Origin of the sequence: Stenotrophomonas maltophilia group sp. RY12688 (genome assembly GCF_052149045.1) — a bacterium.
Taxonomy (GTDB): domain Bacteria; phylum Pseudomonadota; class Gammaproteobacteria; order Xanthomonadales; family Xanthomonadaceae; genus Stenotrophomonas; species Stenotrophomonas sepilia.
The window spans coordinates 3190468-3202784 of sequence record NZ_CP197389.1; the positions used below are offsets into that span (position 1 = coordinate 3190468).

Annotated in this window: 8 protein-coding genes; 5 read left to right on the plus strand and 3 right to left on the minus strand. The window is 67.9% G+C overall.

Annotated elements, in window-relative coordinates:
• Positions 1 to 236: 236 nt before the first annotated feature.
• Both ACS0OT_RS14985 and ACS0OT_RS14990 read right to left on the minus strand, forming a co-directional pair.
• Positions 237 to 3764, minus strand: coding sequence for a hybrid sensor histidine kinase/response regulator (locus ACS0OT_RS14985; protein WP_065178207.1), 3528 nt, complete (start codon positions 3762 to 3764; stop codon positions 237 to 239).
• Between the two features lie 96 nt (positions 3765 to 3860).
• The gene (locus ACS0OT_RS14990; RefSeq protein ID WP_329889010.1) at positions 3861 to 7403 is read right to left on the minus strand and encodes a hybrid sensor histidine kinase/response regulator; all 3543 of its coding nucleotides are present in this window, start codon (positions 7401 to 7403) and stop codon (positions 3861 to 3863) included.
• Positions 7404 to 7567: 164 nt separating this feature from the next.
• Here ACS0OT_RS14990 and ACS0OT_RS14995 point away from each other — a divergent pair, with 164 nt between their 5' ends.
• Genes ACS0OT_RS14995 through ACS0OT_RS15005 form a run of 3 tightly spaced genes read left to right on the plus strand, consistent with a single transcriptional unit; the run spans position 7568 to position 9359 of the window.
• Entirely contained in the window at positions 7568 to 8200 is a 633-nt protein-coding gene (locus ACS0OT_RS14995) for a YceI family protein (RefSeq protein WP_053499626.1), read from the plus strand.
• Positions 8201 to 8210: 10 nt separating this feature from the next.
• The gene (locus tag ACS0OT_RS15000; protein ID WP_065185435.1) at positions 8211 to 8783 is read left to right on the plus strand and encodes a cytochrome b; all 573 of its coding nucleotides are present in this window, start codon (positions 8211 to 8213) and stop codon (positions 8781 to 8783) included.
• Between the two features lie 3 nt (positions 8784 to 8786).
• The gene (locus tag ACS0OT_RS15005) at positions 8787 to 9359 is read left to right on the plus strand and encodes a YceI family protein (protein ID WP_262220389.1); all 573 of its coding nucleotides are present in this window, start codon (positions 8787 to 8789) and stop codon (positions 9357 to 9359) included.
• A gap of 71 nt (positions 9360 to 9430) precedes the next feature.
• Here ACS0OT_RS15005 and ACS0OT_RS15010 read toward each other — a convergent pair whose 3' ends face one another.
• Positions 9431 to 9661 (minus strand): glutaredoxin family protein, encoded by a 231-nt coding sequence (locus ACS0OT_RS15010; protein ID WP_032954410.1) that lies wholly within the window; start codon positions 9659 to 9661, stop codon positions 9431 to 9433.
• Positions 9662 to 9761: 100 nt separating this feature from the next.
• Between ACS0OT_RS15010 and ACS0OT_RS15015 the strand changes: the two genes are divergently transcribed.
• Together ACS0OT_RS15015 and ACS0OT_RS15020 are read left to right on the plus strand one after the other, a co-directional pair.
• Entirely contained in the window at positions 9762 to 11144 is a 1383-nt protein-coding gene (locus ACS0OT_RS15015) for an L-serine ammonia-lyase (RefSeq protein WP_065178205.1), read from the plus strand.
• Positions 11145 to 11319: 175 nt separating this feature from the next.
• Entirely contained in the window at positions 11320 to 12315 is a 996-nt protein-coding gene (locus ACS0OT_RS15020; RefSeq protein WP_065178204.1) for an alpha/beta fold hydrolase, read from the plus strand.
• Positions 12316 to 12317 lie beyond the last annotated feature (2 nt).

A 12317-nucleotide genomic window follows, 5' to 3' on the forward strand; every position in this document is an offset into this window, starting at 1 on the left:
GTAGGCTTGTCAGCCGCATCCATGCGGCTGACACCCCGCACTGCGACACCGCCCCACCTCTGACGGATTCCGGCGGCTCTTGGTAGGTGTCGACCTTGGTCGACACATCTGTCAGATATCGAAATCGATCTGGGGTCAGATCCGTTTTCCTACGGGAAACGGATCTGACCCCACGCCATTTCAACAGCTCGCAGAATTCTGTCGAAGGCGGGGTGGGTCCACAGGCCCTGCAGAACCTACCTACCCGTGGCCCTGGCGATCGCTTCCACCAACAGCTCACCAGTCACCGGCTTGCGCAGGAAGCCGCCAATGCCGGCTGCTTCCACCTGCTGCTGCAGGTCCGGATCGGTCCGCGCCGTCACTGCCAGCAGCGGCAGCATGTAGCCCTGGTTGCGCAGGTGCTGGGCCAGCTCGAAACCACTCAGGCCCGGCAGGTCCAGATCCAGCAGGCCGACGTCGAAATCGCCGGCACTGATCTCGCGCAGCGCCGCCAGCGCATGGCCGGCATGCACCACCTCGTGGCCGCGTGCGCTCAACAGGCCACGCACCACGTCGGCCACGGTGGCATCGTCCTCGACCAGCAGCACCCGCAGCGGCGGCATGTTCGCCGCTTCGTCGCGATGCCCCTCGGCCGATGCCTCGGCATCGCTGTTCACCACCAGCGGCAACGGCAAGGTCACGCCGAAACAGGTGCCCCGGCCCAGCTGGCTCTCCACCTGGATCCGCCCCTGCATCGCATGCGCCAGCTCGCGGCAGATCGCCAGACCGAGGCCACTGCCACCGTACTGCGCGGCGGTTCGTGCACCATCGGCCTGCTCGAAGCGGCGGAACAGGCGCTGCTGTTGTTCCTGGCTGATGCCCGGGCCGGTATCGCGCACCTCGAAGTGCAGCGCACGCAGCTCGCCATCGCAACGTGCATGCAGGGTGATAGTGCCGCGGCTGGTGAATTTCACTGCGTTCGACAGCAGGTTGAGCAGGATCTGCCGCACGCGCATGGCATCACCGGTCGCCTGCAGGCCCGCAGGCAGCTGGTTGTCGAGGACGAAGCGCAGGCCCTTCTGTGCAGCCAGCGGGCCCATCAGCGCCGCCAGATCCTGCAACAGGCCATTCAACGCAAACGACTGCGACTGCAGTTCCAGGCGCCCGGACTCGATCCGCGCCAGGTCCAGCGCATCGTTGACCAGGTGCAGCAGGTGCTCGCCAGCATGCCGGATCGACTGCGTGTAGCCACGCTGCTGCGGGTCCAGTGGCGAGGCAAGCAGCAGCTCGCTCATGCCCAGCACGCCGGTCATCGGCGTGCGGATCTCATGGCCAAGGTTGGCCAGGAAGCGGGTCTTGGCCGCCGACGCCTGCTCGGCCAGTTCCTGCTTGTGCAGCGCCAGCTGGTAGGCGTGCCGCCGCTGCAGGCGGCGTCGGTACAGCCAGGCAAACCAGCTGGTCAGCAGCAACCCGACCGACGCCAGCACCAGCAGGCCGGACAGGCTGCGCCACCACGGCGGCTGCACGCGGAATTCCAGGCTCTGCACCCGCGACCACACATGGTCGGCCGACCGGGCCTGTACTTCCAGCCGGTAGCTGCCCGGCGCCAGGCGCGAGAACAGGCGCTCGCCGGCCGGGCCGACTTCGACCCAATCGGGGTCGTAGCCGGCCAGGCGGTAGCGGTACGTATTGGACGCCGAGTCGGCGAAGGACAGCAATCGCGCGACGATGCGCAGGTCGCGGTCGCCATCGGCGATCTGCAACGGCGCATCGTGGGTCATGTCCAGCACCTGCTCGTTGCGGCGCACTTCCACCCGCTCGATCACCAGCGGGGCGCGACGGACCGAAGGCCGTACCTGCTCCGGGTCGAACACCACCGCGCCCGCTGCCGTTCCGGCCACCAGATGGCCATCGGCCGCTGCGATCAAGGTGTGCTCGCGGAATTCCTGGCTTGGCAGGCCGTCGTGCACGCCGTACAGGCGCACGCTCTGCCCATCGGCACTGACACGTACCAGGCCGCGTGCGCTGGTCGCCCAGGCCACGCCCTGCGCATCCACCACCAGGCCGGAGGCGGAGATCGCCGGATAGCCCTGTTCGGCACCGACCACCGCCTGCCGTTCCAGGCGTCCCTGGCTCCAGCGGTAACGGGACAGGCGACCATCCTCGGACAACCAGACCTGGCCGTCACGGCCCACATGCAACGCATGGATCGCCGTTGCCGGCGCACCCGGCACCGGCTGGAAGCGCTCGCTTTCCGGCAGCCACTGCAACAGGCCACGGCTGCTGGCCAGCCAGATGTGGTCCTGCGGACCGCATTCCACATCGAGGTTGAGCTGGCCCTGCTGCAGGCCGCGCTGGCCATTGTCCAGCTGGCGCCGCACGTGGCCGTCGAGATCGCGCTGCTGCACGCCTGCGGGCAGCATCAACCAGAGGCTGTCGCCGTCGCAGGTCATCATCGCTTCGACCACCCCTTCCATCGCCGCATCTGCACCGGCATCACGGCCCCAACGACGCAGTTCGCGCCGTTGCGGGTCGTAGCGCACCAGCGCATCGGTCGATCCAATCCAGACCTGGCCACGCCGGTCCTCACGCACCGAGGTCAACCAGTGCATGCCGTTGACCCAGGTGCGATGCTGCTCGATCCTGCCGGTCTTCGGATCGAAGCGGTCCAGCGCGCCATGGCTGCCCACCGTCCAGACGCCGCCGTTGCTGGAGGGGCTGGTACCCAGCACGAGCGCATTGCGCAGCGAGCTGGGGTCGTCCTCCAGGCGCGACAGCACCGAGAACTGCCACCAGCGTGGCAGCAGGTGCCACAGCCCGGCATTGGTGCTGGCCAACCAGATGCCACCTTCGCGGTCCTCGTAGGCACCGGTCCAGTTCGGCCGTACCGGACCGCGCGCGATCGCGCTGTACAGCGGCACGGTCTGGTACTGGCCATCGACCGCACGCCCCAGCCCGGTGCGTGTATCCAGCCAGTGCCCGCCCTGCTCGTCGCGCAGCATCATGCCCAGCACCTGCTCGCCCGGCGGCAGCTTCCACGGGGGGGCTTCGAAGCGGCCATCCGGGCGGCGCACGGTGGCGCCGGCCATCGTGCTGATCCACAGGCTGCCATCCGGTTCGGCGGTCAGTCCGTTGATCAGAAGGCTGGGGATGATGTCCGTACCGACACGCTCGAAGTCGGTCCCGGTCCAGCGCGCCACGCCATGCTTGGTGCCGATCCACAGGCTGCCATCGGCCAGCGTGGCCAGGTAGGGCACCGACGACGAAGGCAGGCTGCGCGGATTGTTCGGCTCGGGCAGGAAGCGCTGCAGGCGATCCTGGCTGTCCAGGCGGTACAGGCCGCCTTCGTGGGTACCGAACCAGATCGAGCCATCAGGCGTGCTGGCCAGGCTCCAGACCGTGTTGGTACCCATCAACGGCTGGCTGCTGCGGTCGTAGAAGTGCAACTGGCGGCGGTCGGCCGACATGCGCACCAGGCCGGCGTTCTCGGTGCCTATCCACAACTGGTTGCGGGCATCGACCAGCACCGTCCAGATGCGGTTGTCACGCAGTCCATCCTCGGAACGCCACACGCGGTAGGTGCGGCCGTCATAGCGGGCCAGGCCATCGTTGGTGGCGATCCACAGGTAACCGTAGCGATCCTCGGCCATGCGGTTGACGGTATTGGACGGCAGGCCATCGAACACCGTCACCTGCCGCGGGCTCGGAGGCACCGGCTGTGCCGCAGCGGGCAACGCGCAGCACAGGAGGACCAGCAGCAGCATCGCCGCCCGCAGATACACCACCGATTGCCTCCTCACGCTGGTCCTGATGATTCCCGCGCTGCGGGCGTCGGCATGGTAAACCGAAAGTCGCGCCGTTCACGCCCGGCGTCGGCGTCGTCACGCAGTCGCCTGTCGTTTCGCACGCGCCTGGGCGATGGCCGTCACCAGCAGGTCGCCGGTCACCGGCTTGCGCAGGAAGCCATCGAAGCCTGCGGCCAGCACCTGGGTTTCGGCATAGGCATCGGAACGGGCGGTCACCGCCACCAGCGGCAGTTCATAGCCCATGGTGCGCAGCTGGCGGGCGATGGCCGTACCGTCCAGCGCGGGCAGATCGAGATCGAGCAGGCCGACGTCGAAACCATCGGTGGCGATCTCCGACAGCGCGCCCAGGCCATGCAGCACGTGGACCACCTCATGCCCGCGCACGCGCAGCAGGCCGGCGATGACCTCGGCCACCGTGGCATCGTCCTCGACCAGCAGGATGCGCAGCGGCGGCAGTTCCGGCAGGGCCGCCACGTCGCCCGCTTCGCTGGCGGCCTGGCGCGTCCAGGGCAGGGGCAGGCGCACGCGGAACCGCGCGCCCTTGCCAGGCTGGCTGTCCACTTCGATGCGCCCCCCCATCGCCACCGCCAGTTCCTGGCAGATCGCCAGCCCCAGACCACTGCCGCCGTAGCGCGACGCGGTACGCGGGCCGTCGGCCTGTTCGAAACGATGGAACAGGCGCTGCTGCTGCTCGGCATTGATGCCCGGGCCGCTGTCATGCACTTCGAAACACAGGCCGCCCTTTTCTTCCAGGCGTACGGCCAGGCCGACGTGGCCGCGCTCGGTGAATTTGATCGCGTTGCCGAGCAGATTCAGCAGGATCTGGCGCACGCGCATCTCGTCGCCACTGACACTGATCGGCCCGGGCGGGTCTTCGCCGCGCTGGAACACCAGCTGGCGTTGCTGCGCGATCGGCTGCATCAGGCCCTGCACCTGGTCCAGCAGCTCCCCCAGATCGAACGGGCGCAGGTCCAGCTCCAGCCGCCCGGCTTCGATCCGGGCCAGGTCCAGGGCATCGTTGACCAGCCGCAGCAGATGGCTGCCGGCCTGCTGGATGGACCCGGCGTAGCCGCGCTGCACCGGATCCAGCGGAGTCGCCAGCAGCAGTTCGCTCATGCCCAGCACGCCAGTCATTGGCGTGCGGACTTCGTGGCCCAGCGTAGCCAGGAAACGGCTCTTGGCCTGCGAGGCCTGCTCGGCCAACTGCTGCTTGTGCACCGTCAGCTGCCATTGCTGGCGGCGGCGCAGCCGCGCGCGGATCGACCAGACCAGAACCACCAGCAGCAACGACCCCAGCAGGATGTAGCCGAATATCGCCATGCCGCTGCGCCACCACGGCGGCAGCACCTTCACCTGCAACTGCTGCGAAGGTGTCCACGCGCCCCGGGCAGTCGCGGCCTGCACCTCGATGACATAGCGGCCGGTCGGCAGCCGCGACAGGGTGCGCTGGCCATCGCCCCCCTGCTCCACCCAGTCCTGGTCGTAACCCTGCACGCGGAAGCGATACCGGTTGCCCTGCGGGCTGGCATAGGAAAGCAGCCGCGCATCGATCTGCAGATCGCGGTCGTCCGGTCCCAGCAGCAGGGTGCCGGTGAGCGGCAGCGGTTGCCAGCCGCGTGCGTCGTCGCGCCGCACCCGCACTTCGGCGATCACCAGCGATGAAGGCGGCAGCACGGTGTCGTCGGCATTCACATCAAAGGCGACCAGGCCGGTCTGGGTAACCGCCAACACGCGGCCATCGGCGTTCACCGCAGGTGGCCGACCGGTGAACTCGGCATCGGACAGGCCATCGCGTTCGTTGAACTGTTGCAGGCGCCGCGTCTTCGGGTCCCACCGCAGCAGGCCGCGCGGCGTCGTGGCCCACAGCTGGCCATTGTCGGCCAGCGCCAGCCCCCCCATGGTCACCGGCGGCACGCCCGCACTGCCGTCGATGCGCTGGATCAGGCGCAGGCTCATGCCATCCCACTGGTAGCGCTCGAAGGCGCCTTGGCGCGCCAGCCACAACTGCTGCGGATCGATCCATGCCAGATCGTAGATCGGGCCGCGCGAAACGCCGGGCACTGCCTCGAAGCGTCCGGCCTGCTCACGCCAGATGCCCATGTCGCCCATCACCCAGGGCCGGCCGTGGGCGTCGAAGCGGATCTGCTCGATCGGCGCATCGGCCGTCCCGCGGAAATGTTCCAGCGGATGACTGTGCAGCAGCCGGCCCTCTGCATCGCGCTGCTGCAGGTCCAGGCCCATCACCGACACCCACACCGTGCCATCAGGGGCCTGCCGCATCAGGTCGATGCGCTGGCGCAGGTCGGCACTGCCATCGATCCGCAGATCACGCAATGCGCCGGTGGCCGGATCGTAGACGCTGATGCGGCCGCCGCGTCCCAGCCACAGGCGACCATCCGGGCGCGGCAGCACCGACCACACCACGCCGTTGCCGAGCTGCCGGTCGCTGGCCAGCAGGCGCAGGGTGCCCTGCGCATCAAGCTGGTACACCCCTCGCGCCGAGCCGACGTAGTAGTTCTTCCCGTCGCTGGCCGCGCTCAACAGGTACTGGCTGTCCAGCGGCTTGCCGTCGAGCTGGTTCCAGATCGAGAAGCGCCGCCAGTCCGGTGGCAGATAGGCCAGGCCCTGGGTCAGCAACGCCACCCACAGTCCGCCCTCGTGGTCCTGCAGCAGGTCAAGCACACCGCTGTGCGCGGTCAGGAAGCCGCTGCCGCGGTCCCCCTCCAGCCGGCGCAACGCCGCCGCATCCCCTCGCAACAGGCCATCGGAGGTACCCGCCCAGTAGCCCCCCTGGCGATCGGCCAGGACCAGGGCCGACCGCAGCTGGGCACTGTCGGCCCATCGCGGGCGACTGACCCGGTCCTGCCCATCGATGCGGTAGAGGCCATCGTTCTGGCTGCCTACCCAGATCGAACCGTCTGCATCACGGCTCAACCGGAGCACGCTCAGCCTCCCCAGTTCCCGCGCGGCCACCGGCTCGAAGCCGCTGCCGTTCCAACGCGCCACACCGGCTTCGGTGCCGACCCACAGGCGGCCCCGCGCGTCGACCAGGCTGGTGAAGATGCTGTTGCTGGGCAGGCCACCCGGGCGCGCGGGATCATGGGTGTAGAGGCGCACGCTGCCGTCTTCGCCGAAACGGCAGACGCCATGGTTGTTGGTCCCGATCCACAAGGCGTCGTCGACATAGGCCAGTGCCCAGAACTGCCCCTGGCAGGTGGAATTGACCGTATCGAAGGTCTGGAAGCGCTCGCGGTCGGCATCCAGGCGTGCCACGCCCTTGCCATTGATGCCCACCCAGACCCGGTCCAGCGGGTCGATCAGCAGGGTCTCGATCTCGTTGCCAGGCAACGAGCCCGGCTGTTCCGGGTCGTGCTCCCAGACCCGCAGGCTGTTGCCGTCATAGCGGGCGAGTCCACCATCGGTGGCGGCCCAGACGTGGCCCTGGCGATCCTCGGCCAGCGCCACCACCATGCGAGACGGCAAGCCTTCGGCGGCACCGAAGCGGCGCAGGCGTGGTGTTTCTGCCATGTCCAGGGTCGCAGCCGCCGCGGCCATCGCCACCAGCAGCAGTCCCATACCTGCGATGCCACGGCACCACAGGCGCCAGCCGCTCGTCATCCTGAACCCCCTGTCCTGCGCCGATTGTCACACAGGGCCGGGGTCATGGCTGCAACAGCCTGTTTCCAGCGGCGGCACCACCACGAACTGTTGCACCCATGCACGCAACGTTGGCAGGGGGCTGTGCGTATGATCGCAGCGTCCCCTTCCGGAGCCCGCCATCGATGCGTCCCTGCCTGGCCCTGCTGCCGATGCTGCTCGCCACCGCCCCTGCCTGGGCGGCCGCTGACACCTATCGCCTCGATCCGGTGCACACGCGGGTGCTGTTCTCGATCGACCACGCAGGCTACTCGCAGGCCATGGGCACGGTATCGGGCAGCGAGGGGCGCGTGCGGTTCGATCCCGACAACTGGCGCGACGCCACCGTGGAAGTGGATATTCCGGTGTCGCGGCTGGACCTTGGTGATGCCAAGTGGAACCAGGCCACCTTGGCCCGCAGCCTGCTCGACGGCGAGCGCTTCCCGACCGCGCGGTTCGTCTCCACCAAAGTCGAACCGATCGATGCCAGGCGCGCCCACGTGATCGGCACGCTGACCCTGCGCGGGGTCAGCCAGGAAATCACGCTGGATGTGACCCTCAACGCCATCAAGCGCTATCCGCTTCCCCCGTTCCGACGCACCGCCGGTTTTTCCGGCAGCACCACGCTGAGCCGGCGCGCGTTCGGCATCACCGCCTGGCCGGGCGTCATCGGTGATGCAGTACAGCTGAGGATCGAGGCGGAAGCCACCCTCGACCGCAGCGACGCCCCGGGAACTCCCGCTCCCCTTCCACACTCCGACCCCAAGACGGCCCGCTAGAGGACCCCTCATGACCGCCAAGAACACCCCCGCCGCCTGGGGGAGCGTCAGCCAGATCCTGCACTGGTTGATCGCACTGCTGATCCTCGCCCTGGGCGTGGTCGGCCTGACCATGGACGAACTGCCCAAGACGCCCAAGTACTTCTGGGTCTACACCGCGCACAAGTCGATCGGCATCACCGTGCTGGCGCTGGTGCTGTTCCGCCTGGGCTGGCGCCTGTACGCCGGGGCACCGAAGCCGGTGCCGGGCGTGCCCAGCTGGCAGGAGCGCATTGCCAGCGCCACCCACGTGCTGCTGTATGTGCTGATGTTCGCCATCCCGCTGTCGGGCTGGCTGTACGATTCGGCCAGTGGCCTGCGCCCGTTCCGTTGGTTCGGCCTGGTCGACGTGCCCAAGCTGAGCGGCCCCGACCCGCAGGTCGTCGCGGTGTCCCATGCCCTCCACGAATACGGCTTCTGGCTGTTGATCGCGGTGGTGCTGGCCCATGCCGGCGCTGCCTTCTACCACCACCTGTTCCAGCGCGATGCAACGCTGTCCCGCATGTTGCCGCGTGGCTGGCTCGCCTCCCCTCAGAAGGACTGACCGATGAACCTGAAACTGACCACTCCGGCCGCCGTGGCCGCCGCCCTGGCCGGCATGCTGGCCACCGCTCCGGCACTCGCTGTCGATTACGCGCAGGCTCCCGGCGCCGGTTCGATCCTGGTGTTCGCCACCAAGTACGACGGCGAAGTGTTCACCGGCAGCTTCCCTGGCTTCGCGACCAAGCTCAGCTTCGACCCGGCCAACCCGGCTGCCGGTTCGCTGGATGTGGTGATTCCGCTGGCAGGCGCCAAGAGCGGCAACAGCGATCGTGACTCGACCCTGCAGGGCGCCGACTTCTTCAACGTCGGCAAGTTCGCCACCGCGCGCTACACCGCCAAGGGCTTCCGCGCCATGGGCAATGACCAGTTCGCCGCCGATGGCACCCTGGAGCTTCGTGGTGTCAGCAAGCCGGTCACGCTGACCTTCACCTGGAAGCCGGGCACCCAGCCGGTGCTGACCGGCAAGGCCACGGTCAAGCGCCTGGACTTCGGCGTCGGCGGCGGTGACTGGGCCGACACCAAGACCATCCCGGACGAAACCGCGATCAGCACGATCGTGAAGTTCGACGCGAAGTAAACCGCATCTGGTAGTGCCGGCCGCTGGCCGGCATCACCGGGAACAGAGGGGTTGCCGGCCAGCGGCCGGCACTACCGATCGACGGCCAACCACGCCTGAACCGTGGCCGCGTCGAACGGCCAGTCCAGCTCGCGGTCGCCGCGCTCGTCACGCAGCACCGGCACCCGCGTGCCATAGCGCGCTTCCAGCGCCGGCTGGTCGTCCAGGAACACCGATTCGAACTCCGGCGCCCGTGCCCTGGCCAGCTCGGCCAGGGCCATGTCGCACAGGTGGCAATCGTCACGTTGGATAAGGGTCAACACCGGCCGGGCTCCCGTGGCGGAAATGCTGCGCCGCAGCCATGGAAGTGCGGCGTGAACCGCTAGAATAGCGATCTCTTCCGGTACCCGCAGTACGGCAACCATGGCTGTCAGCACGTTCGACGTTTTCAAGATCGGCATTGGCCCGAGTTCCTCGCACACCGTCGGGCCGATGAAGGCCGCCGAGCGATTCATCCATCGCTGGCTGCTCGACCCGGGCCGCCTGCACGAGGTCGCGCGCATCCGCGCCGATGTCTATGGCTCGCTGGCACTGACCGGCCGCGGCCACGGCACCGACAAGGCGATCCTGCTGGGCCTGGAAGGCCAGCGGCCGAACCTGATCGATCCGGACATCATTCCGGCCACGCTGGAGCGCATCCGCAGCAGCAAGCGCATCCAGCTGATGGGCCAGCACGAGATCGCCTTCGACGAGAAGCGCGACCTCGGCATGAACAAGCGCCAGAAGCTGCCCTACCACACCAACGGCATGCGCTTCACTGCCTACAACGCCGACGACGAAGTGATCGCCACCCGCGACTATTATTCGGTCGGCGGCGGCTTCGTGGTCAACCAGGACGACGCGGCCGATGATCGCATCGTGCCCGACGAGACCCCGCTGCCCTACCCGTTCAAGAGCGGCGACGAGCTGCTGGCGCAGACCGCGCGCAGCGGCCTGAGCATTGCCCAGCTGATGTTCGAGAACGAGAAGTGCTGGCGCAGCGAAGACGAGATCCGCGCGCGGCTGCGCGAGATCTGGAGTGCGATGCAGTCGTGCGTGGCGCGCGGCATCCGCGAGGAAGGCGTGCTGCCGGGTGGCCTGAAGGTGGGCCGTCGTGCGCCGGCGTTGTACCGCGAACTGTCGTCGAAGCCGGAAGCGGCGATGCGCGACCCGCTGACCACGCTGGACTGGGTCAACCTGTACGCACTGGCAGTGAACGAGGAGAACGCTGCCGGTGGCCGCGTGGTGACTGCGCCGACCAACGGTGCGGCCGGTGTGCTGCCGGCGGTGCTGCACTACTTCGATCGCTTCTGCCCGGGCGCGAACGAACAGCGCGTGTTCGACTTCCTGCTGACCTCGGCGGCGATCGGCATCCTCTACAAGGAAAACGCCTCGATTTCCGGCGCCGAAGTGGGCTGCCAGGGCGAGGTTGGCGTGGCCTGCTCGATGGCGGCCGGTGGCCTGGTCGCGGCACTGGGCGGCAACCCCAGCCAGATCGAGAACGCCGCGGAAATCGGCATGGAACACAACCTGGGCCTGACCTGCGACCCGATCGGTGGCCTGGTGCAGATTCCCTGCATCGAACGCAACGCGATGGGCGCGGTGAAGGCGATCAATGCCTCGCGCATGGCGATGCGTGGCGACGGCAAGCACAAGGTGTCGCTGGACAAGGTGATCAAGACCATGCGCGATACCGGCCGCGACATGCAGGACAAGTACAAGGAAACCAGCCGCGGTGGCCTGGCGGTGAACGTCATCGAGTGCTGATGACCCTGGGTAGAGTCGACCGCTGGTCGACTATCGCGTGCAGCGCGGGATTTTCGCGGTCTGATCGAAGAGCAGTCGACTGACAGTCGACTCTACCCCGTTGTCCCTGGCCGGTCGGACGACACCGTCACCGCGTTCCGGTTAGGCTCGGGGCTCCCCCACCCCGGATTGCCCCATGCGCGTGATCGCTGCCGCCCTGCTTGCCTGCCTTCCGCTGACCGCCCTGGCCGCCCCCACCTACGGGCCGCGGCTTGAGGGCTTCGACTACGGCTATCCGGTCAAGACCTTCGCACTGGAATCGCAGCGGCAGCCGCTGGAAATGGCCTACCTGGACATCGCGCCGAAGAAGGCGCCCATCGGTGTGGTGGTGCTGCTGCACGGCAAGAACTTCTGCGCCGCCACCTGGAAGGAATCGATCAAGCCACTGGTTGCCGCCGGCTATCGGGTGATCGCTCCGGACCAGGTCGGCTTCTGCAAATCCAGCAAGCCCGAGCGCTATCAGTACACGTTCGCACAGCTGGCAGCCAATACCCATGCCCTGCTGCAGCAGCTGCAACTGGGCGACGTGCCGGTGCACCTGGTCGGGCATTCGATGGGCGGCATGCTGGCCGTGCGCTACGCGCTGATGTACCCGCAGGACCTGCGCAGCCTGTCGCTGGTCAACCCGATCGGACTGGAAGACTGGAAGGCGCTGGGCGTGCCCTGGCGCGGCGTCGACGCGTGGTATGCCGGTGAAATGAACATCAGCTACGACAGCATCCGCCGCTACCAGCTGGATGTGTACTACGACGGCAAATGGAAGCCGGCCTACGAACCCTGGGCGCGGATGCAGTCAGGCATGTACGAAGGGCCCGGCAAGCAGGCCGTCGCATGGAGCCAGGCGCTGGCCTCGGACATGGTGTTCAACCAGCCGGTGGTCTACGAACTGAAGAACCTGCAGGTGCCGACCACGCTGTTCATCGGCCAGAAGGACCGCACCGCGATCGGCCGCGACCTGGCGCCGGCTTCGGTGAAGGCGACGCTGGGCAACTATCCAGCGCTCGGCAAGGCGGCGGCCGCAGCGATTCCCGGCGCGACGCTGGTCGAGTTCGCCGAACTGGGCCATTCGCCGCAGGTGCAGGACCCGAAGCAGTTCAACAGCGCCTTGTTGAAGGCGTTGAAATCCCGCTGATC